The sequence below is a fragment of the Candidatus Magnetaquiglobus sp. genome, assembly GCF_058402785.1.
This window is the reverse complement of sequence record NZ_JBZVFG010000050.1, coordinates 1-21,015: the sequence shown is the minus strand read 5'-3', so window position 1 is coordinate 21,015 and position 21,015 is coordinate 1. Positions and strand designations below refer to the sequence as shown.

Below are 21,015 nucleotides of genomic sequence, written 5' to 3'. Positions count from 1 at the left end.
AGAGCACTCACGGCACGGGCCAAACGACACGAAATCCAACGAACGGGTATCCTTGCAATGGATCAAGAGCCTGCCTGACCCCATTCTTGCAATCTGCCGTCGGGGAATAGTAACTTCCTCCCTTGATCACTCCGGCAGGAACAGGCTTGTCGTCGCCGGTCTCCAGGCACCATTCAAACACATTGCCGCACAAATCCTCGACGCCATGCGCGGAACGACCAGCCGACCAACTCCCCACCGGGAGGGGCCCACTGGAGCGATCTTCCGCCAAGGCGTGCGAGGGGGGAATTTTGCCCTTTTCAAGGTCGGTTCCCCACGGAAAAAGGCGTTTCTCGTTGCCGTTCATAGCCACGTATTCCCATTGAGTGACCGTGGGCAGATCCCCACCCACCCATTTGGCAAAGGCCCTGGCCTGAGCGAACGTCACATCGGTGACCGGAAGATCGCGCGCGTCATAATCCGGCTCATCCTGAAACTCCGGATGTGGTGGCACCACGCAACACTGCACGGCGAGCCAATACTGGATGCGGGTCACCGGAAAACGCGACATGGCGAACGCAGGCACATGCATGACCAGAAACTCCGATGGCAACCATTCAGGCACCCTGCATTTGGCGGGGTCCAGGGGCCTGGTGGGATTCAAGGGCAAAGCCTTGGGACTTTTCCGTTAAGCTTTTCGCGCGCTCTTCACGGTCATTCAGAACTCTCCGGCAGGAATCTGAATCCGCATGCGATCCCCAAACAGGGATTGGGCAAAGGCCATCTCCACATCCACCCAGGGCATGGGATGGCTTTGCTCCATGGCTGCCAAAACCTTATCGACCTCACCTGCCTGCGAGAAACCTCTTTGCTCCGGATCCGGATCGAGCATCTTCAACAACAGGTTGTTGAAGGGTTTCGGCATGACTCCGAGAAAGGCATGCGGGGGGTTGCGATCCGTGAAATCCTTGTGCATTGCGATAAAACCCTGCCTGTCTTCATCGCATGACAGACGACTCCAATATAAACTCTTTTTGCTGTTCCTGATTTCATGGATGGCCGCTCTGCCACCAAACAACTCGTATCCGATCATGCCGAGCGAATAGATGTCGCACCGAAAATCCAATCGGTCCGCCGTGCAAACGATCTGTTCCGGAGCCGCATAGGTTGGCGTGAATTGCGTCATCTGCTTCTTGTCCACATACGATTTGAACAACACCATGTTGGTAAGATCGATAAGTTTAGGTTTAATAACCGAGGAATTCTCCCGTTGCTCCAAAAAAACATTCTCCGGCTTCAAATCCAGATGCACAAAGTCGATCTCATGCAGGCCAGCGACACCACGAACGATCTCCCGGAACAAACGCCACCGTTCTGACAAGGTTTCCAGGAGCTTACTTTCATTGTTCGTGATCCAGGAAGCAAGCGACTCTCCCTGAAGCCAATCCATGACCAATCCCATTCCTTTCCTACCCACATAAAGATCATGAATCTGACACAGATACTCCTTGTTGGACACCTCCCGAATCGTCCTGATCTCACGCACGAGCAACTCAAGAAATGCTTCTGGTGACACTCGATCATCCACAGGTCTAATGATCTTAATGGCGCACATCAACGACAGTCGCTTGTAACAGGCGAGCCAGACTTCACCGAACCCCCCTTTTCCCAAGACATGCGCGAACACATAGTCGTCATCGGAACTTCTCTCTTTCTGTAAGCTGCTCTCCTTTTTGGCCCGTTCCAATGCCTCATCCGCATTCTTATCCGTTTCTTCCTCCTGGACAGACGCCTTCACGGCGTGCGCATGGTGTTTGCCAACGTCTCCGAGGTCGTAGACCGGCCTACTGGAGGCCTTCCGCACACCAGCACCTGCCATTTTCTCATCCAGGATCGTCTCCTCATCCGCGCCGCAGCCTGAGGATGCCGGTTGATTGGCTGGCCCGCGCCCTTCTTCCGAGCTGATCATGCCCGTTACTCCCCGCTCTCGTACCGTCAACCCTGATCCGTCGTGGCCACCGAACCATCCGCATTGCACCATTTGCCGGGCAGCAGGGCATTCGTGGTATCGACAAATTTGGTCCGATAGACATTGTTGTCCCAGGTCGGCAACTTAGAGGCCTCATTGGAGTACAGGATCTCACGTTGCTCATTGTTCAAGGAGACCGCCCTGATGCACATGTGGACCGCGAACGGCTGCTCGATGACATCCAAGGATATTTCATATTTGAAACGTGCATCCGTGGGAATCGTCAGTGTCGGAATGATGCTGGTCAACTGATCCGCGGCAGTGCCACTGGGCACGAGATTTCCCTTTTTCCCGGAACCTGGAGCAATGAGCGCCTCGATATCCTCGGCAGGCACATTCGGACGCTGCTCCACGAAGATCTTGACCGCCTTGCTGATACGCCCGGCCATTTCCACCGCCTCGTTGCTCTCTGCCTCGTAGATGTAACCCACCATCGACGGAATCGCCACCGAGGCGAGAATGCCGATGATGGTCACGGCGATCATCAATTCAAACAGCGTCCAACCACCTTCCCTGCTGACATGCGCATACGGACGATTCATCGGGTCTCTCCTGAGAAGTGAAACAAGCTGAGTGCTGCGACAGATCGGATACCGAAACGCTATCGGTCATAAATTTTCTGACAGATCTTGTCATCATGCGCGCAATGCCGGATCAGGACGCGGGAACCGAACGGTCCGCTCCCGTACTTGTATTCCAGGCGCACATAGTGACCCATTTCCGGGACATACCACCACCGCTCCAGACTGGTCCAGGCACTGGTCAGACTCTCCGTGGTCCAGGTCAAAACCAGGGCCTCGTCGAATTTTCCCGCAGGGACCGTGATCCGTTCACGCGCCTCCAGGCGCACCTGGACCTTCTGGCGTATCATCTGTTCCCCGGCCCGGTACTCCTGATGAAACGAGAAGGCGGTTCCAGGCTTGGATTGCAGCAGATCACGCAGCGATTCCAAGGGTTGGCCGGTGCGATAGACCATCCTCCGCTCCATGTCACCCAGATTGGAGGATTCGCGCAACAAGCCGCGTCTCCGTACCCACTGGTCCGATTTGCCGACGAGGAGAAAGCGCGTCAAATCGCCGACCACCTCGTTGACACGCAGTTGGTAGCCGTCGTCATAAATCCACAGGTCACCCTGACACCACTTCGGCTGCGCGAGCGATTCCGAAACCGTGCAGACCGGAGCCGGATCTTCGGCAAGGTAAAGCGGTCCAAAGATGTACGGTTTGCATCCGCCCATTCCGAGCGTGACCATGATGACGAGCATCGACAGACGTTGCATTGTTATCCTCATCGTTTCCTCATCGGAATTCCGAGCCGAGCAGCCCAAGCAGGCTTTGGTGCTTCACCCCTTTCGGGTACCAGTTTCCGCGCAAATCACCCTTGACCTTTTGCACGACATAGATCCCTGGCACCATGGATATCTCCTTGAGTTTGACCAACCGTGGAACCGCCCTGACACCCATCCCATTCTCATCGGTGAACACTTGATAATCGAAATAGCGCCGAGAATCCTGTTGGTTGCCAACATCCACACCGATCTCCTTGAGCAGAGGTGAGATATCCCCGCTCAGATCGCGATTGCTCTCCCTCTTTTTTTCTTCCAGTTTTGAGTACAACGTTTTTGAAACGGCTTCCGCCCCTTCTCTCTCCCGTTTCTGGGTCAAACCATGCAGAATCGGATCGACGATGATCCACAGGACCATGCCGAGCATGCCCGCGCGCGCGATGTATGACAGAGTTCCGTCCCACATGCCCCTCACTCCTCCTCAAGGAAAGTGGTGGTGGGTTTCGGTAGCAGTTGCGACTCCTTGCGAACCTCCAGGCGTTTCTTTTCCAGCTCGTCGTTTCTGGCCCCCACATAATCGCGCGTGACATCATGGTTGCCGGGCAACAGTTGACCGGGACTGACGATGCGCGGCGTGATCAGGAACACGGTTTCAAGCTTGCGATCATCCGATTTCTTGTACTTGAACAAATGGCCCAGAAGCGGCACATCCCCGAGCAAAGGTATGGCGTTGGTGATCTCCTCGCGCCGATTGTTGAACAGCCCGCCCAGCACGAAGGTGGACATCTCGGGGACGAGGACCGTGGTATTGATCTCCTGTTCATTGGTGCTGATGGTATCCCCGGTCTGACCGGTGGGAATGCTGTTGCGGGCATTCAAAACCAGACGCACCATGTTTTTGCCTTCCTCCTTGCCCGACACTTTCTTGGCCGGATCCGGACGGACGACTGCCGGCGTGATCAGCAGTTGCACGCCGGTGTTGACCACATGCAACGCAGAATTGATCTTCTCGGTATTGGTGACCACGAAGTGGTAATTGTTGGCATTGGTGATGCGCGCCTGGTTGTTGTTCAGGGTGATCACGCGCGGTGCGGCGATGGTTTCGAGTTGATTGGCGTTCTCCATGGCCTGCAACGTCGCGTCCAGGAGCGAACGGGTTCCCTGATAGAGGAATCCGGCGGTGCTGACCTCCTTCGGGAACGGACTGCCCAACAGGGAAAAACTGCCGCTGTTGGTGGCGGTGGACGAGAGCTTGCTGGCCGGCCCAACGATGCCAGTGGGCAACATTTGGGAGTTGCCGCCGAGATATCCGACCCCGCCCCAGCGAATGCCAAGCTCTCGTGAGAGCTGATCCTCCCCCTGCACGATGATCACCTCGACCTCGACCAGATCCGGAGACTTGTCCAGGAACAACACCATGGCACTGATCTCATCGAGCTGCTTGGACGTGCCGCGGATGATCAACTGGTTGTTGAGCACATCCGGCATGACCGTCGCGATGGTGACGTGTCGCCTGGTCGGATCGACCCCGCCAATCTTCCCCTCCATCAACTCCTTGACCTCTTTTTGTCCCTTCTTTTCGACCTCCTTCTCCTCTTCACGGGTGACCACCCGCACGTCTTCTCCGGAAAAGAGATGCTTGAGCGTGTCGATGATGCCAGGGGTTTGATACCGTTTGCCTTGAAAGGTGACATCCGACGGACCGACCGAGACGTGCCGCAAGGGGATGATGCGGGTTTCGATCCGTCCCCGGAACTCCTTGTCCTCCTCGATGCGCATTTTCAGATCGTTGTCCGCTTGGGCGCGCAGGCTCTCGGCATGGATGCCCTCGTCGATCGATTTCAACAACGCACGCACCTCGTTCACCTTGCCGGGATCGCCGCTCAGGACAATCCCCTTGCCCTTGATCTCCAACTTGACCCCACGCACGCTCAGAAGTTTGTCGCGGGCGCCACGCGCCGCTCCATCGTGCAGATTGCTCGCTTCGCCAAACAGAAAATGGGTATTCGCATGCAGGGGATAGAACACATCCTTGACGAACAATTTGTTGTCTTTCCGAGAGAATGTGATCGTTTTCGCCTCTTTGGAGTATATGTGATCGAGGCTGTACTCCGCGCAAAGCTCCTTGAACGTCTCCCTGGGCGAATGGCGGATGTACTGCTGCGTCGAAGGGATCTCGTCCTCGATTTTGCCATTCACGACCACCATGATCTTCATGGGTTGAAAAATGAGTTTCAACAACGCGACCACGGGAATCGGCTTGTAGAAGTCCCACGACCCGATGGTTTCGCGCTTGTCCTGGTCCCAGGGAATCCCATCCGCGAAGAGTGGTGGAGTCACGAACAGGCAGCCGAGGATCCAGGCCAACACGACATTCTGGATTCCTCTGCCTGTTTTGCCTTTTGTGCTTACCCTCTGATTTTTGATATGCATCGCCACGGCCTGCTTCCTCATAAATTACCGTGGAACTCCCGTCAGGGAGGTCCACGGTGGGGGTGAGGGGGTTCTCCCCCCAGCATGCGAGTTACAACCGAAAAATAGAACCTTTGGATTTTATGAAGCCATTGATTTAAAAGCACAACCGTTTGATCATTCATTCTTGCGATACGACACTTTATAACTCATATATAACATTTCATACAGGATACACAATTATAAATATATTGACAAGGAAAATGAATTCTGTAAGATTAGATTTTCGTGCGCTGTCAATTATCAAGATTGTTTATTGATGCTTCTGTCGAAACGACGTTCTCATGACAGCAAAGGATACACCAAGAACCTATTCTGTCTGTTCATGCCATTCATTATGCCGTGCTTTCCGGAATGGGTGTCAAGATTGACAAGTCCAATTAAAACAAATCATTATAATCAGAATTTCGGCTTCACCCTGATCGAAATCCTGGTCGTGATCGTGATTCTGGGGATCCTGGTCAACCTCGCGTCGGTTTCGCTGCGTGAACACGCGGTCGCGGTCGCGGCGGAAGAGGCCAAACCCTATCTCATGGCCATCTCCGCCAAGGAGCAGATCCAGCTGCGACGCACCCGAACCCTGCTCAATTCCGACAACGAACAAACCCTCCAGGACGGCTTGGGGGTCGATCTCTCCCTGGCCGGGAACTTCTGCTTCATGGTCCGTCTGCCTGCCGACGGTCTCATCACCACCACCACCGATACGGTCCAATATGAGGTGTGGGCCGTCCTGCGCGATACCAACTACTCGGGCGGACAATCGGCCCAGGATCAGGTCGCGGTGCATGCCTTGGGCGGCGCCACCTGCACCACCGCCACCGATAAATCCACCGCCACCGGGTGGGTCTCCGCCGATCCGAACACCATCGGCGGCGAAGGCCGGGTGGTGGTCCTGCGTTACCCGCCACCCGTCAATGGTCTGGAAACCGCCCCACGCTCCGGTCGGGAGATCCAGCTCGACTGGCTCAACGGCATCAGCCTCTCCGATACCCTGCTGTGAACGCCTCGACGCCACATTCGAAACCCCCGGGCCATCAGGGATTCACCCTGATCGAGGTTCTGCTGGTGGTGATCATGATCGGACTGTTGATGATCGGCATGGTCGGCATCTGGGATCTGCTCGCACGCGAATTCCTCGCCCTCCAGTTGCGCCAGAAAGCCATCTTCGCCCTGCATGGCCAGATGGAACGAATCTCGGCCCTCAATCGCCATCAGGTGAACTTCACCACCTGGAAAACCAGTGGCTACCCTGCCACCCACCTCGACCCGCAAGCGGATCACCAGATTCTGCAGACCGCGCCCAACAACCTGATCGTCTATTCAACCACCGCGCTGGATCAGCAGGGCAAGATACTCCTGCATCAACCCGCGGGTTTGGATCCGACCGCCCGCAACGTGATTCTGCTGGACCCCGAACGACGCATCACCGGCGAACTGAGCTGGACCGAGGAGCCCTTGACCACGCAGCCCTGTTACACGGGGGATGCGGGTGGTGGCTGGTGTCGCAAGCTCACCCTTTATCTCGATTACCCCTATCTCTTTCCAGAAAGCGACTCCCAGACCTCGCAACCCTGGGGTGGACCGATCTCCACCCTGACCCTTCGCACCATCGTGGGGCGCCGATGACGACACCGCATCGACTCAAGAACGATCCGAATCCGCTTCCGGAGGCAAACCAGCACCCCGGCTGGCCGAACCGCGCGCGCACCTTCGGCATGCGTCGAGACCGACGGCATCAGGCCGGATTCACGCTGCTGGAGCTGATGATCGGCAGCGCGCTCTCGCTGATCATCAGCCTGGTGCTCTGGCAGCTGTTGGGCATGATCCTGAGCATCGCCCAGGAGTCCGGCAATCTCATGGCGCTCAATCAGGAGAGCCGCAACCTCTTTCAACTGCTCAGCGAGGGTGGAATCGCCTCGGACGACACCCGCATACCCGGCTATTGGGGACGCTCGGTCGATCCGGCCAGCGACAACGCCTTGCGGGTGACCGACTATCGGTTGCACCTGGGACCCGAAGCGGGGCCAAAGCTCGCATCCGGCGAATGGCCTCCCCTCGACATCCCCTGTCAGAGCGCGGGGAACCCCCTGGCCGCCTGCACCGCCACGTTGGAAACGATCCGCGTCACCGGCTACGTGGCCGGGCTCACCACCGACAACAGCCGAACCGTGAACAACAAAACCACCGAGATCCAATTCAATCTCGTGGTTCCGGGCGCCCTGCCGATCCATGCGACCACCGTCCCGCGCTGGAGCTATCAAACCGGGTTCTGGACCACCCTGTCGCTGGGCGTGGATCCGTGATTGCAGAGGCCCCTTCAAGCGTGCGCCCCTGATTGATCATACCGTGAAACTCACGCCAGGGAGGTCCACGGTCAGGGGGTTAGGGGGTTCTCTTCCCATGTCACCCCACCGCGCTCCGCCGACCCGGCCAGACGATCGTTGATGCACGAATCACAAATTTTTGTGGCTTTCCCGCCTCCGGTCACGATAAACTCAAACGATCCGGTCAATCCGAATCCCAAATCGTCTCACCCAACCAAGGAATCCGCCATGACCTGCCGTGTCGATGAAATCCTCAACGACTCCCGCGACCTGATCCGGGATACCCTGCTCCGCTTCGCCGAGGATCTGACCACCGATTTCAATCTCGATCCGGCCCGGAGCCAGAACCTCCTCGACAGCGAGGCCGCCAAGACCCTGCGCGGCGCCATGGAGACCTTCGCGGTCTGGTATGTCGGCAAGAAAGGGTGATCCATCACACCCACCAGGGCCCCATACGACACCATGCATGACTTTGAGAATACACCCCTGCTCGACAACGGACTCAAGCTGCGTCTGCTGCATGACGAGGTTGGCGGGCAGGTGCGGGATATCGTCGAGAAATTCCTCGAAATTCTGCCTGAAAGGCTGCGTCTGCTGGCCCACTCCCACGCCATGGGGGACACGGTTCACTTCTACATCGAGGCCCACCGGCTCAAGGGAGCCGCGGCCACCCTGGGCGCGGAACGGATGGCCGCCTTGTGCGCCCATCTGGAAGAGCGCGGCAAGGCCGGGATCCTCCCGGAACCCGCCCTGTTGCACGCCCTGGACGATCTCTCCGTCCAGGTCCGGGAGATCATGACCCGCACGATCGCGCTCTATGCGGGCGATCCCCCCGCGTTTCTCCCCTGACGATCCCCACCAGACCAAAAAATCCACACCACCACGCGGATTAGAATGAAATGGGGCGCAAAATCGATTACCATGCCTCATTCTTTTGACCACGCTTCCCGTGCAATCCCCGTCAAGGAGACGCGCCATGTCCCCATCTCACGGAACATTGCCTGCCCGGATCCGGTTCTTTCGGACCTTTCTGACCCTCTCCACGCTGTGCGGCCTGCTCACGCTCGTCACGCCCGACCTGACCGCGCAGCCCCTCCTGACGGCTCCCGCCACTCCAGTCGATGCCAAGGCCGAGGCGCTGCTGGCCACCGGCAAGCAGCTGCTCGAGGCGGGCAACGCCAACGAGGCGCTCTCGCACCTGCGACAGGCCGCCTCCCAGGCCGCCCGCGCCAGGGAGGCCAAAAACGCCGGTCAGGCCAACGAAATCATCTCGCAACTGGTCAACGCCATGCCCGCCTGGGTGGATGAGGCGCTGGAGAAGGCCGGCAGCATCCCCAAGGAGAAGTCCGGTGCCGCCAAGGCGTGGGCCAAGAGCCGCGAAAGCGCACAGTCGCTTGCCGAAAAGGGGGATCTCCCCCAGGCGGTGCGCATGGCCAGGCAGGCGTTGGATCTGGCGCGCGAGAATCTGGGGGCCAGGCACTCGGCCACCTTCATGAGCGAACGGGAGCTGGGAACCCTGTTGGCCCTGGCCGGCAAGCCCGGCGAGGCCGAACCGCTGCTGCGCCAGGCCGCGACCCACGCCCGCGAGGCTCTGGGAGCCGAACACCCGGAGAGTCTCGCCTGCGACAGGGCGCTGGCGGATCTGCTCGAAAGCCAGGGAAAACCCGCGGACGCCCTCAAGATCCATCAGGCCGCGCGCGCCGCCTGGAAGGCCCGGATCGGCCTCGACCATCCGCTGGCCATCGACACGGAGCTGGCCATGGCCGGGGTGCTCCGGGAGCTGGGACGGCATGAGGAGGCCGCTGTCCTGTTGCGGGAAAGCTGTCCCCGGTCGATGGCCCTGCACGGTTATCACCATCCGGAGACCGCCCGCTGTCTGGAGGGTTTCGCGCGGGTCAACCTGGCCCGTGAGTCCTTCGCCGATGGGCGCGAGGCCCTCGAACAGGCGCTGGAAATCCTGGAGGGGGTGATGGCCGGAGATGATCCGACCCTGCCACCGGCACGGATCGCCGCCGCCGAGGCCAACCGTCGGCTGGGGGATCTCAAGCGGGCCGACGAGCTGTTGAAACCGGTTCTTCCCAAGGAACCGATCCAGGTGAACGATCCCCTGGCCATCGAGGCGCTGTCCGCCCGGCTGCATCTGCTGGCCGACCAGGGGGAGCTGCCCGTCGCCGAGACCCTGGCGCGCAAACTGGTCAAGCAGCTCGCAACCGGGCTGGGCCACGACCATCCCGCCACCCTCTCCATGAACGTGGAGCTGGCCGCGATCCTCGAAAAAATGGGCCGTTATCCGGAGGCGGAGATCGGGCTGAAAAAGACCCTGGAACGGATGATCACAACCCTGGGAGAGGATCATCCCACCACCCTGATCACCCTGAACAATCTGGGTCAGCTGCTCGAGGCGGCAGGACTCTACGACGACGCCGAACCCCTGCTGCGTCAGGCGCTGGAAAAGACCCAGAGCAAATGGGGTCCGGATCGTCCCCTCACCCTGACCACCATGAACAATCTCGCCTTGCTGCACGAGAGCCAGGGCAACTTCGACAAGGCCGAACCTCTGTATCTCAATGCCCTCGACGCCTACCGCAAACGGTTCGGCGAGCGGCATGTCGATACCCAGGCCGTGGTGAACAATCTGGCCTATCTGCATCTGCTGAAACGCGATTACGCCAAGGCCAAACCGCTGTTCGACTCGGCGCTCGACACCTGGAGCGCCACACTGGGCGAACAACATCCACGCACCCTCAAGGCGCTCAACAACTCCGCGCGGGTGCTGCACCAGCTGGGCGAACACGCCGAGGCGCACAAACGGTTCACCCGCGCCCTCGAACTGCGCAAAAAGGGACTCGGCGAACGTCATCCGGACGTGATCCGCTCGATGAACGATCTGGCCCGTCTGCTGCTCGACATGGGCCGCGCCAAGGAGGCCGAGGAGCTGGCCCGTCAGGCCCGCGCCCTGGCCGAGCAGGCCCTGGGACCGCTGCACCCTTACGTGTTCGAGACCATCGAAACCCTGGCGCGGATTCTGGAAAAGGGCAAGCATCCGGATGCCTTCAAACTGCGCAAGGAGCTGTTCACCCGCCGTTCCGACTTCCTGGACCGCATGCTCTGGGCCACCTCCGACAACGCCCGCGAGGGGTATATCCGTCTCTACGCCCCGGAACTCAACACCCATCTGGCCCTGCTGGCCGGCATGGATCCGGCCATCGCCGGACGCGAAGCCCTCGAAGTCGGTCTGCGGCGCAAGGGTCAGCTGCTCAAGACCACCTCGGAGATCCGCCAGATCGTCCGGCTGGGCAACAACCCCAAACTCAAGGCGACCAGCGACAAGCTCACCGAAACCCGCAAGCAGCTTGCCTCCCTCACCCTCTCCGGACCCACCCCGGAGACCACCGGCACCCATCTCAAGGTGATCCACGGCCTGGAAACCGAGGTGGAACGGTTGCAACTGGAACTCGGCCAGGCCAGCAAGCGGTTCCAGAAAGGGGTGGTGCCGGTGACCATCGACGATCTGATCAAACATCTGCCGGAAAAATCGGCCCTGGCCGAATTCTTCTTCTACAAGGATGAGGACCGCTCCGGTCTGCTGGCCGCCATCCTGCGCAAGGAGCAGGGCAGACCGCTCTTCGATCTGGTGGTCTACCCGGATCCCGAGGCGATTCAAAAGCTGATCATCGACTACCGCGCCGCCATCCAGGACGAGGATGGGGACGAAGAGTCGGTCAAGAAGGTCGGACGTCAGGCCCACGATCGCATCTGGGCGCCGATCCGCCAGCGGATCGGCAAGCGCGAACTGGTCCATGTGGTCCCGGATGGTCTGCTCAACATCCTGCCGTTTCCGGCCATGGTGGATGCGGAGGGCGATTATCTGGCGCGCGGCACGGATTTGCACCTGCTCTCTTCGAGCCGCGATCTGGTGCCTGTCAACCTGCCCGAAGCCAAGGGAAACTATCTGATCCTGGCCGGACCCGACTACGACGCGGACACCCTGGGTGGCGCGCACGCCAAGGCCGCCCTCGAGGAGGGGAGCGGCAAGCGCTCCAGCGACATGAAACAAAACCTGCGCGCCCTGGCCTCGGGCATGCGTGGTCTGCGCTTCGACACCCTGCCAGGCGCCGAGAAAGAGGGGCGCCTGATCGCCGCGCTGGCCACGGAAAAGAAAAAGAGCAACGCCTTCCTGGTCAGACGCGAAGCCCAGGAGGCCACCCTCCTCACCTTGCAGAACGCCCCGGAGATTCTGCACATCGCCACCCACGGCTTTTTCTTGAAGCCGGACGAGAATCTGCGCAAACGACTCCTGAAACTGGTCCGCGGCGGCGAACAGCACCTGCCCCCGCCAGGGGACAACCCGCTGCTGCGCGCCGGACTCGCCTTCGCGGGCATCAACGCCAACGCCAAATTCCTGGGAGAGATGGATACCGACAACGACGGCGTGCTCACCGCGCTCGAGGTGCTCAACCTCGACCTGACCGGCACCCGACTGGCGGTGCTCTCCGCCTGCGAGACCGGACTGGGCGAGCTGCACGAAGGCGAGGGGGTGTATGGTCTGCGCCGCGCCTTCCAGGAGGCGGGGGTCAAATCGGTCATCTCCTCGCTCTGGGAGGTCAACGACGCCGGGACCCAGGCGCTCATGACCAGCCTCTACGCCCGACTCGGCGAGGGGATGAACGCCCACCGCGCCCTGCGGGAGTCGCAACTGGACCTGCTCGAATCCAACGAATGGCGCCATCCCTACATCTGGGCCGCCTTCATGATGATCGGCGAATGAACGGATGCGCCACGACACCACCCTGAAAGATCTGTTCCACGGCCTGCCGCAAACCCTCTTGATGCCAGGGCCGACGCCCTGGAGAAACTGGCGATTCTCTCCGGTTTGCGACACCTGGAACCCCTGATCAAGGAGACGGCATTTTTCAGCGATCTCCCGCGCGACCGGAAAGGAGGCCTCCCCGCACCCTCCCAGCCCCTGCCTTCGGGCATGCCGGCCAACATGGCTCATGCCATGGCCCGTCTTTTGCTACAACCTCATTTCAACTGGCGATTCACGACGCGCGCACCAGGCTGGTCGCACCCATGCGTCACGATCCCAGGCATCATACCAGAAACGGAAACCCCTCGCCCATCCACCGTGAGCTGCCGTCACCATGACCCCAACTCTCGAACCCCTCGTTGCCCGCGCCATCGAACTCGGGCTGCAATCCTCCCTGGCCACGCCACGCGCCGCCGCGCTTCTGGCCAGCAAGCGCCACTCCCCGGAAGCCGACGCGATCATCCAGGAGTCGCAGCGACTGACCATCGACTACAAGGCCTGTCTCAAGGAGATCGAGGCCGCCGCGCCGCACCAGTACACCGCGTTGCGCAATCAGATCGTCGATCAGGTGCGCAAGGCGATGAAAAAGCAGCCCGGCATGCGCAAATGGCGCTGTCCGGTGTGCAATTTCCTGTTCGATGAACGGATCGGGCTGCCGAGGATGAAAATTCCGGCCTCGACCAATTTTCAGGATCTGCCGGATGGGTGGGAGTGTCCGGAGTGCGACGGAAACAAGGCGCGGTTCGTGCTCGACCGGGATTGATCGCATTCACGATCACGCCTCGGCACTCTTGGAAACGGGGGTAGGGAAAGGGAAGCCCATCCCCTACCCTTCCGTGACGGCTGGGCGCATCGGTCCGGGCTCATGGGAGACGACTGATGCCGGCTCCGTGTCGCGGATCAGACTGGCCGACGCGACACCCACGGCGTCTGAAGCGCCGCGCGCACGACGCACCCGCACCGCCTGAAACCGACGCACCCGCACCGCCTGAAACCGACGCGCCCGCACCGCCTGAAACCGACGCGCCCGCACCGCCTGAAACCGACGTGATCAGGCGGCCTGACGGCTTTCGTGCAACACGACGGTCAGGTCATGCTCCAGATCCCGACGCGCCTCGTGGGCCTCGGCGGGAAGCTCGGCCAGAACCTTGCGCAACAGTTCGATCCCCTCCTGGCTGCGTCCCTGTCGATGCAGCGCCAATCCCAACCCCTTGCTGGCGTAGGGGTCGCCGGGTTGCAGGCCCAACGCCCGACGATTGGCCGCTTCGCACTCCGGCAGGTTGTTGAGCATGAAGTGGGCAAATCCCAGATACCGCCACGCCTCCAGGTGATCGGCTTCGAGTTCCAGCGCCCGATCCAGGGTCATGGCGCCCACCTGATAGGCCCCCTGTCGCACGAATCCCATCCCCACGTCGAGCAGTTCCGGAACCTGGGTGGACTCCATGAGCCGCTTGCGGGTTCGGGTCAACCGCAAACTGTAGGAGCAGTAGGCGTTTCCAGCGTGCAGTCGTCCCTCGACGGTCAGTCGGGTGTTGGGACACCCTCCCAGGCACTGATCGCCGTACTGGCAGATCCGGCAGTTGCCTTCCAGGTGATGCTTGGCCACATGACGATTCCACTTGAACGCCTGGTCGTCGCGCCAAATTTCCGCCAACGGTCGTTGCAGGATGTTTCCCTCGATGAAATGACGGTCGCGAATCGAGGTACACCCCAGGATGTCCCCGTTGTGCAGGATCCCCAGACTGCGACGTCCGGCATTGCAGCCATCCCAGATCGGAAAGGCTTCGGTGCGGTAGACGATGCGCCGGGTTTCCAACTCCTTGAGATGGTAGTACCCCACGCAATCGGCGGGAAACACCCGGATTCCCCCTTCCAGGGTGGTGTCGTGACAAAAATCGATGACCTCATCCACGCTTTCCGGATCCAGCATCAACTCGGGAGCGGCCTGGAAGTTGCCCATCGGCAGACCGATCTGCAACTGCCAGCTTTCCAGATCCAGTTCGGTGAGCAGGCTCTTGAGACCGGGCAGATCGGCCCGGTTGGCCCGGCTGACCGTGGTGATGACGCCGGAGCGTTGTCCTTTTTCCTTCATCAGCCGCAGCCCTTCCACCACCTTCCGGAACGATCCCGGCTGGCGCATGTGGTCGTGATAGGCTTCCAGACCGTCCAGACTCACCGCCAACACCCCGACCCCGCTTTCGATGGCCTTGTCGATCATGGCCGGGGTCAGATACCAACCGTTGGTGATGATGTTGGGTACCACGCCCGCTTTCCGCAACCTCTGGGCGATCTGCCACCAATCCTTGCGCATCAGCGGTTCGCCCCCGGACAGGGTGATCCAGCGCATGCCGAGTTGACCGATGTCGTCGGCCAGTTTGAGCGCCTGCTCGGTGGTGAGTTCATCGGGTAGCGGGGATTCGCATCCGGAACCGCAATGCCGGCAACGCATATTGCAGCCCATGGTGATTTCCCACACGCCGGTAATGGGATGCTCCTCGAAAGAGTTGGCCATGCATGACTCCTGGCTGGGGGTTGATACGGTGGTGGGGCTTCGGGTTGGGGTACGATGGGGACTTTGGGATTGACTCAGCCGTGCGTTCGACCGGACCGCGCACGTCACGGCTGAGGATTCCTCATCAAGCCGGTCAGCTGGTCTGCTTGTCCTTATCACCGAGCGGCACGGCATACAACATGGTGCAATGGCCGATCTGACTGGCCTCACCCCAGGGGGTGCCGTACTTGACCGTGCACTGTTGATGGCTTTGCATCATGGTGGGCGTGCCGGGGTTGGCGACTTTCTCGAGGCTCACCTCCGTCGGGACCGGGTAGCCGTATTTCAAGAGCGGCGGATAGCCGTATTTCAGAAGCGGCGGGTACTGGGTTCCATCCATCGGATAGGCGTAGAGCGGACGGACCTGGGCATCGGTCGTCGGGACCGGATAGCCATAGGCCGGCATCGGATCCATCACCGTGGTGTGGGTGAGCGGCGGCAGGAACTGCCCCTTGCCGATGCTCTCCTCGAGGTCGGCGGAGAGTTGGATGCCCGGCTCGACGAACACCTTGACCTTGCGGACATCCATCGAGGCGTTGGGCTGCCAGGGACGGATCAGTTTGAATTCCAACATGCCGTCACCGGTCTTGAGACCGATGAACGTGAAGGTTTCGACGAGCATCGCGCCGGGCAGGGGCAGACCCACCGGAGCGCAACTCACATCCATCAGCCCCACGCAGGCCGGCATCGAGGTCAACACCCAGGAGTAACCGGTTCCGCTCGTGCAAATCAGCTTCACTTCGCCGGAGCCACCCACATGCGTGCGCATCGGCAACTGAATTTCATTTCCCATATCGATCCCCTATTGTTGAGTAAGTGTGTTGAAGTGACAAAACTTATTCGTTTCGGATCGGTGGAGCATCCGCCGTGGAATCTTTGGGAGGGTTGGTTGTTGGTCTGGTTTCCCAGAGGGCGGATCACGTTTCCGCGTCCGGTCGGATGCGCAACCCGAGAACAACCGATGATGTCATTTTTTTGTTGATAGGCGCCAATTCGTTTTGAAACCCCACACAAGATCCACTTTCATGGATGCTTGCACAGTAAAATCGATTCGTCAAGTTAATATATCCTTTTAAATATTTTTTCTCCACACCCTTCATGGCCGTGTCAGACCCCCTTATCCTGGTTGTTTGTCCTGGTCCACAGCTGTGGATCGCGTCAGAATTGGGCCAAGGAACAGGTGATCCTCTGCAATTTCAATAAATACAGTAATATTCTTGATGTTGTTGATCGTGACACACCACGACCGCGCCGGAAAACCGCGTGATTCCACGATCCGCATCGAACACAAAGCTTCGGACAACGCTCCACGGATCGACTCCGCTGGCGCCTTCCGGATTGACCCTCACAACATCATGGGATTGAACGGGAAGTTGAAACTAAAGCAGCAAAGAGGGGGAGGCGCCGGGATGAGTCCGGCCAGACCGATGAGGCGCACACCCGTGGAGCGGTTGGGCCGATCCGGCCTGGCGAGGCGATCGATCCGGATAACACGACGACTTTCATGCCCGACCCGGCCAGGGGGACCAGCCTGGCCGCGGCCCGAAAAAAACAACCATCACCCATCCCGCGCGGATTCGCTGGCCCGTCGTCTCCGCACCTCATACAGCGCGATTCCGGCGGCGGTCGCGACGTTGAGCGAACCCACCCCGCCGACCATCGGAATCGCCACCACCGTATCGCAGTGCTCGCGGGTCAGGCGTCGCAACCCCCGCCCCTCGCCGCCCAGCACCAGCGCCACCGCTCCGTGCCAGCTCTCGCCAGCCAACATGGTCCCGGCATCTCCATCCAGGCCGATCACCCGCACGCCATACGCCTTGAGTTCACGCATGGCGCGCGCCAAATTGGTGACACGGATCACATCGACCCGCTCGGCGGCCCCCGCCGAGGCCTTGACCGCCACCCCGGACATGGGCGCGCTGCGATCGCGGGGCAGAATGACCGCCTCGACCCCGAACGCCTCGGCGGAGCGGATGATCGCCCCGAGATTGCGCGGATCCTCGATGCCATCGAGCAGCAGGAGCACCGGTTCCGTCACCCCGTCCAGACGGGCCAGAAGGTCGTCCCAGGTCGGTTGCACCCGTGCCCCGACCCGCAGCGCCACCCCTTGATGGGTAGCCCCGCCGGCGAGGCGATCCACCACGACCCGTTCGACGAATTTGGGACGGATCCCCCGTTCGGAGGCCAACCGTTCCACCTCGCGCATGCGGTTGCCGTGGGGTCCGGTGACGATCCACAGCGACTCGACCGGGCGGGCGGGATCGGTCAACACCGCCAGCACCGGATTGAACCCGAACAGCACCTCGGCGTCGGGAGTCACGCTTCGCGTCTCCAGGTGGTCTGCCCGCGTGCATCCTCCAGGATGATGCCGGCCTCGGCCAGCTCGGCGCGGATCCGGTCCGCGGCCTGGAAGTCGCGGTCGAGGCGCGCCTTGGCGCGGGCGGTGATGCGCGCCTCGACCTCGGCATCGCTCAATCCTCCGGCGGTATCGGACTCCTCGGCCAGACTCTTGAAATACAGCTCCGGATCCTCGCCGCACACCCCCAGAATGGTGCCCAATCCGAGCAACAGCGCGGTCTGTTGACGCAAGCGGGTCGGATCGACGCCGCCATCCACCTCGGCGACCGAGCGGTTGACCGCCTTGGCCAGATCATAGAGCACGGCGAGCGCTCGCGGGGTGTTGAGATCGTCGTCCATGGCCTCGCGGAAACGCGGCGCGTGGTCGTCGCCCCCCGTTTCGCCCTCCCAGGCGATCGGGGCTGCCTCGGGCAGCCCACCCAGCGCCGCCTTGGCCCCGCGCAAGGCGACATAGAGCCGGTCGAGTCCGGCGCGGGCCGCGTCGAGCAACTCCAGGGAAAAATCCAGGGGGGCCCGGTAGTGGCTGCCGAGCAGAAACAGCCGGATCGCCTCGCCGCGCCAGGCGGTCAGAAGATCGCGGATAGTACGGAAGTTGTCGAGACTCTTGGACATCTTCTCGCGGTTGCCCTGATCGTCCACCACGTTGACGAAGCCGTTGTGCAGCCAGCAGGTCACCCACGGCTTGCCGGTCGCCCCCTCGGTCTGGGCGATCTCGTTTTCGTGATGGGGAAAGATCAGATCCCGCCCGCCGCCGTGCAGATCGAACGACTCCCCCAGATACTTCACACCCATGGCCGAACACTCGATGTGCCAGCCGGGTCGCCCGTCCCCCCAGGGGGAGGGCCAGTGGGGTTCGCCGGGTTTGGCCCCCTTCCAGAGCACGAAATCCAGTGGATTGGCCTTGCGGCCATCCACCTCGACCCGCGCGCCGGACTCCAGATCCTCCAGATGCTTGCCGGAGAGCCTTCCATAGGCCGGGAAACGGTCCACGGCATAAAAGACATCCCCGCCGCTCTCGTAGGCCAACCCCTTGTCGATCAGGGTCTGGATCATGGCGCGCATCTCGGGCAGATGCTCGGTGGCCTTGGGCTCGATATCCGCCGGATTCACCCCGAGGGCCGACATGTCCTCGTGGAAGGCGGCGATGAAACGGGTGGTCAGGGCCTCGATGGCAATCCCCTCCTCGATGGCACGGCGGATGATCTTGTCGTCGATGTCGGTGAAGTTGCACACATGGGTCACCTTCAACCCCGAAGCGCGCAGATGGCGCACCAGCACGTCGAACGACACCATCACCCGGGCATGGCCGATGTGACAGTAATCATAGGCGGTGATGCCGCACACATAAATGCCCACCCGACCCGCCACGCGCGGGGTGAAGGGTTCCTTTTTGCGACCCAGGGAGTTGTAGAGGGAAAGCGCCATGATGAACACTGCCTTGTTGACGTTGCACTGCAATAGATGATATTTTTTGCCAGTTGTTTGGTCAGAATCCGCTGTTTCAACCCAACTGGAAGAAATCCCATGTCTCTTTTATCGCAACGCATCCAGAACGTAAAGCCCTCTCCCACCCTGATGATCACGGCCAAGGCCAAGGCGCTCCAGGCACAAGGCAAGGATGTGCTCGGTCTCGGCTCCGGCGAACCGGATTTCGACACCCCGTCGCACATCAAAAAAGCCGCGATCCGCGCCCTGCGCGAAGGGTTCACCAAATATACCGCCGTCGAGGGGATCGACGAGCTGATCCAGGCCATCATCGGTCGCTACGCCAAGGACCACGACATGACCGTCACCCCGGACCAGGTGGTGGTCACCGTGGGGGGCAAGCAGGCCTTCTACAACCTGATCCAGGCGACCATCGATCCGGGTGACGAAGTGATCATCCCCGCCCCCTACTGGGTCTCCTATCCGGACATGGTGCTTTTGGCCGATGGCGTGCCGGTGTGCGTGGCCACCCGGGAGGAGAACGGCTTCAAGCTCACCGCCGAGGAACTGGAGGCGGCCATCACCCCGAAAAGCCGTTTCCTGGTGATCAACTCCCCCTCCAACCCGACCGGCTCGGCCTACACCGCCGAGGAACTGCTGGCCATCGGCGCCGTGCTCGAGCGTCATCCGCATGTCTGGGTGATCACCGACGACATCTACGAGAAGATCGTCTACAAGCCGTTCAAGTTCGTCACCATCACCGGGGTCGTGCCATCGCTGCAAAACCGCACGGTGATCTTGAGCGGCGTCTCCAAGGCCTACTCCATGACCGGCTGGCGTATCGGCTATGCGGTCGGACCCAAGGAGGTGATCAAGGCAATGATCAAGATGCAGTCGCAAAGCACCTCGAACGCCACCTCCATCGCCCAGAAGGCCGCCGCCGTCGCCCTGGCCGGCCCGCAAAAGTGCATCAAGCCGATGCTCAAGGCGTTCCGCGAGCGGCGCGATTTCGTCGTGGCCGCCCTGAACGCCATGCCCGGCATCACCTGCCGCACCCCGGAAGGGGCCTTCTACGTCTATCCGAACGTGGCCGGCCTGATGGGCAAGAGCACCGCCGACGGCAAGGTGATCAACGACACCCTGGAGTTCTCGGCCTATCTGCTCGAAGCGGTCGGCGTGGCCGTGGTGCCCGGCTCGGCCTTCGGGTTGGATCCCTACTTCCGCATCTCCTTCGCCACCTCGATGCAGGATCTGGAACAGGCCATGATCCGCATCCGCAAGGTGGCCGAAGAGCTGACCCGTCCGCAAGCCTGACCGGACGCCTCAAACCCGTGAATGCAAAAAAGCCGGATGCTCTCGCATCCGGCTTTTTTGATCACCCCCTTCGCCCGCCGACCTTCCGGTCCGTTCACCAGGCACGCGGCACGAAATCGGCCTCGTTGGCCATGCGCACAGCATCTCCCCGGCCTGCTCGATGACGAACAAACCCTGATGGATGGCGAAACGGCGCACGTTCTCCCCGATCACCATGCCCGCCACCGCGCCGAAGGTCCGACAGTCGTCGTAACGGGGAAAGAAGCTCTTGAACTGCGCCAACCGCTCCAGATGCTCCCGAACGTCCTCCATCGTGAGCTTGCTTTTCACCTCCACCAGCGCCCAAGAGAGGATCCACCCACAGCGTCGGTGACCAGCCATCGCGCCCGCAACCAGTCTGGCAAAAAAACGACGTAACTGGCATGATGGGGGGAGAACCCCCTCACCCCCCGTACCATGGACCTCCCT

20 protein-coding genes are annotated in these 21,015 nt (G+C 60.8%); 8 read left to right on the top strand and 12 right to left on the bottom strand.

The annotated features are described in order from the left end of the window. Positions 1-7: 7 nt before the first annotated feature. The 6 genes from ACV4UY_RS13905 to ACV4UY_RS13880 form a co-directional block, all read right to left on the bottom strand. Positions 8-571, bottom strand: coding sequence for a formylglycine-generating enzyme family protein (locus ACV4UY_RS13905; protein WP_491608182.1), 564 nt, complete (start codon positions 569-571; stop codon positions 8-10). A gap of 126 nt (positions 572-697) precedes the next feature. Next, the gene (locus ACV4UY_RS13900) at positions 698-1,948 is read right to left on the bottom strand and encodes a serine/threonine-protein kinase (protein WP_491608181.1); all 1,251 of its coding nucleotides are present in this window, start codon (positions 1,946-1,948) and stop codon (positions 698-700) included. Positions 1,949-1,974: 26 nt separating this feature from the next. Beyond that, positions 1,975-2,550 (bottom strand): pilin, encoded by a 576-nt coding sequence (locus ACV4UY_RS13895; RefSeq protein ID WP_491608180.1) that lies wholly within the window; start codon positions 2,548-2,550, stop codon positions 1,975-1,977. Positions 2,551-2,609: 59 nt separating this feature from the next. Beyond that, positions 2,610-3,287, bottom strand: a complete 678-nt coding sequence (locus tag ACV4UY_RS13890; protein ID WP_491608179.1) for a hypothetical protein — start codon at positions 3,285-3,287, stop codon at positions 2,610-2,612. Positions 3,288-3,306: 19 nt separating this feature from the next. Further along, positions 3,307-3,759: a hypothetical protein gene (locus ACV4UY_RS13885; RefSeq protein WP_491608178.1), complete on the bottom strand. Its 453-nt coding sequence runs from the start codon at positions 3,757-3,759 to the stop codon at positions 3,307-3,309. Positions 3,760-3,764: 5 nt separating this feature from the next. Then, a complete protein-coding gene (locus ACV4UY_RS13880) occupies positions 3,765-5,663 on the bottom strand; it encodes a type II secretion system protein GspD (RefSeq protein WP_491608177.1) in 1,899 nt (632 codons plus the stop codon). A gap of 361 nt (positions 5,664-6,024) precedes the next feature. On the opposite strand from ACV4UY_RS13880, the gene ACV4UY_RS13875 reads away from it, so the two are divergent. From ACV4UY_RS13875 to ACV4UY_RS13845, 7 genes are all read left to right on the top strand, one after another. Next, on the top strand, positions 6,025-6,765 hold the full coding sequence (locus tag ACV4UY_RS13875; RefSeq protein ID WP_491608176.1) for a type IV pilin protein: 741 nt from the start codon (positions 6,025-6,027) through the stop codon (positions 6,763-6,765). Next, complete coding sequence (locus tag ACV4UY_RS13870; protein ID WP_491608175.1) at positions 6,762-7,391, top strand: type IV pilus modification PilV family protein; 630 nt, start codon at positions 6,762-6,764, stop codon at positions 7,389-7,391. The genes ACV4UY_RS13875 and ACV4UY_RS13870 overlap by 4 nt, the downstream gene beginning before the upstream one ends. Continuing rightward, the gene (locus tag ACV4UY_RS13865; protein WP_491608174.1) at positions 7,388-8,068 is read left to right on the top strand and encodes a PulJ/GspJ family protein; all 681 of its coding nucleotides are present in this window, start codon (positions 7,388-7,390) and stop codon (positions 8,066-8,068) included. The genes ACV4UY_RS13870 and ACV4UY_RS13865 overlap by 4 nt, the downstream gene beginning before the upstream one ends. A gap of 249 nt (positions 8,069-8,317) precedes the next feature. Further along, a complete protein-coding gene (locus tag ACV4UY_RS13860) occupies positions 8,318-8,518 on the top strand; it encodes a hypothetical protein (protein ID WP_420906609.1) in 201 nt (66 codons plus the stop codon). Between the two features lie 33 nt (positions 8,519-8,551). Beyond that, complete coding sequence (locus tag ACV4UY_RS13855) at positions 8,552-8,938, top strand: Hpt domain-containing protein (protein ID WP_491608173.1); 387 nt, start codon at positions 8,552-8,554, stop codon at positions 8,936-8,938. Between the two features lie 127 nt (positions 8,939-9,065). Further along, complete coding sequence (locus tag ACV4UY_RS13850) at positions 9,066-12,857, top strand: CHAT domain-containing tetratricopeptide repeat protein (protein ID WP_491608172.1); 3,792 nt, start codon at positions 9,066-9,068, stop codon at positions 12,855-12,857. Between the two features lie 376 nt (positions 12,858-13,233). Beyond that, on the top strand, positions 13,234-13,662 hold the full coding sequence (locus ACV4UY_RS13845; protein WP_491608171.1) for a rubredoxin: 429 nt from the start codon (positions 13,234-13,236) through the stop codon (positions 13,660-13,662). Positions 13,663-13,725: 63 nt separating this feature from the next. Here the strand turns inward: ACV4UY_RS13845 and ACV4UY_RS13840 are convergent, their stop codons facing one another. From ACV4UY_RS13840 to cysS, 5 genes are all read right to left on the bottom strand, one after another. Further along, positions 13,726-13,932 carry a hypothetical protein gene (locus ACV4UY_RS13840; RefSeq protein WP_491608170.1) on the bottom strand — a complete coding sequence of 69 codons (207 nt, stop codon included), beginning with the start codon at positions 13,930-13,932 and terminating at the stop codon, positions 13,726-13,728. Between the two features lie 18 nt (positions 13,933-13,950). Then, positions 13,951-15,411 carry a radical SAM protein gene (locus tag ACV4UY_RS13835; RefSeq protein WP_491608169.1) on the bottom strand — a complete coding sequence of 487 codons (1,461 nt, stop codon included), beginning with the start codon at positions 15,409-15,411 and terminating at the stop codon, positions 13,951-13,953. A gap of 133 nt (positions 15,412-15,544) precedes the next feature. Continuing rightward, on the bottom strand, positions 15,545-16,243 hold the full coding sequence (locus ACV4UY_RS13830; protein WP_491608168.1) for a protease inhibitor I42 family protein: 699 nt from the start codon (positions 16,241-16,243) through the stop codon (positions 15,545-15,547). Between the two features lie 765 nt (positions 16,244-17,008). Next, complete coding sequence (gene rlmB / locus ACV4UY_RS13825) at positions 17,009-17,770, bottom strand: 23S rRNA (guanosine(2251)-2'-O)-methyltransferase RlmB (protein ID WP_491608167.1); 762 nt, start codon at positions 17,768-17,770, stop codon at positions 17,009-17,011. After that, positions 17,767-19,233, bottom strand: a complete 1,467-nt coding sequence (gene cysS, locus ACV4UY_RS13820) for a cysteine--tRNA ligase (protein ID WP_491608166.1) — start codon at positions 19,231-19,233, stop codon at positions 17,767-17,769. The genes rlmB and cysS overlap by 4 nt, the downstream gene beginning before the upstream one ends. Positions 19,234-19,332: 99 nt before the next feature. Between cysS and ACV4UY_RS13815 the strand changes: the two genes are divergently transcribed. Further along, the gene (locus ACV4UY_RS13815) at positions 19,333-20,547 is read left to right on the top strand and encodes a pyridoxal phosphate-dependent aminotransferase (protein WP_491608165.1); all 1,215 of its coding nucleotides are present in this window, start codon (positions 19,333-19,335) and stop codon (positions 20,545-20,547) included. 9 nt (positions 20,548-20,556) lie between these two features. On the opposite strand, the gene ACV4UY_RS13810 is transcribed toward ACV4UY_RS13815, so the two are convergent. Beyond that, a complete protein-coding gene (locus ACV4UY_RS13810; RefSeq protein WP_491608164.1) occupies positions 20,557-20,859 on the bottom strand; it encodes a hypothetical protein in 303 nt (100 codons plus the stop codon). Between the last annotated feature and the right edge of the window lie 156 nt (positions 20,860-21,015).

Bases quoted from the DNA above. Each gene is read 5' to 3' on its own strand.
- ACV4UY_RS13905 (WP_491608182.1), bottom strand. From the start codon at position 571: ATGCATGTGCCTGCGTTCGCCATGTCGCGTTTTCCGGTGACCCGCATC.
- ACV4UY_RS13900 (WP_491608181.1), bottom strand. From the start codon at position 1,948: ATGATCAGCTCGGAAGAAGGGCGCGGGCCAGCCAATCAACCGGCATCC.
- ACV4UY_RS13895 (WP_491608180.1), bottom strand. From the start codon at position 2,550: ATGAATCGTCCGTATGCGCATGTCAGCAGGGAAGGTGGTTGGACGCTG.
- ACV4UY_RS13890 (WP_491608179.1), bottom strand. From the start codon at position 3,287: ATGCAACGTCTGTCGATGCTCGTCATCATGGTCACGCTCGGAATGGGC.
- ACV4UY_RS13885 (WP_491608178.1), bottom strand. From the start codon at position 3,759: ATGTGGGACGGAACTCTGTCATACATCGCGCGCGCGGGCATGCTCGGC.
- ACV4UY_RS13875 (WP_491608176.1), top strand. From the start codon at position 6,025: ATGCTTCTGTCGAAACGACGTTCTCATGACAGCAAAGGATACACCAAG.
- ACV4UY_RS13865 (WP_491608174.1), top strand. From the start codon at position 7,388: ATGACGACACCGCATCGACTCAAGAACGATCCGAATCCGCTTCCGGAG.
- ACV4UY_RS13860 (WP_420906609.1), top strand. From the start codon at position 8,318: ATGACCTGCCGTGTCGATGAAATCCTCAACGACTCCCGCGACCTGATC.
- ACV4UY_RS13855 (WP_491608173.1), top strand. From the start codon at position 8,552: ATGCATGACTTTGAGAATACACCCCTGCTCGACAACGGACTCAAGCTG.
- ACV4UY_RS13850 (WP_491608172.1), top strand. From the start codon at position 9,066: ATGTCCCCATCTCACGGAACATTGCCTGCCCGGATCCGGTTCTTTCGG.
- ACV4UY_RS13845 (WP_491608171.1), top strand. From the start codon at position 13,234: ATGACCCCAACTCTCGAACCCCTCGTTGCCCGCGCCATCGAACTCGGG.
- ACV4UY_RS13835 (WP_491608169.1), bottom strand. From the start codon at position 15,411: ATGGCCAACTCTTTCGAGGAGCATCCCATTACCGGCGTGTGGGAAATC.
- ACV4UY_RS13830 (WP_491608168.1), bottom strand. From the start codon at position 16,243: ATGGGAAATGAAATTCAGTTGCCGATGCGCACGCATGTGGGTGGCTCC.
- cysS (WP_491608166.1), bottom strand. From the start codon at position 19,233: ATGGCGCTTTCCCTCTACAACTCCCTGGGTCGCAAAAAGGAACCCTTC.
- ACV4UY_RS13815 (WP_491608165.1), top strand. From the start codon at position 19,333: ATGTCTCTTTTATCGCAACGCATCCAGAACGTAAAGCCCTCTCCCACC.
- ACV4UY_RS13810 (WP_491608164.1), bottom strand. From the start codon at position 20,859: ATGGAGGACGTTCGGGAGCATCTGGAGCGGTTGGCGCAGTTCAAGAGC.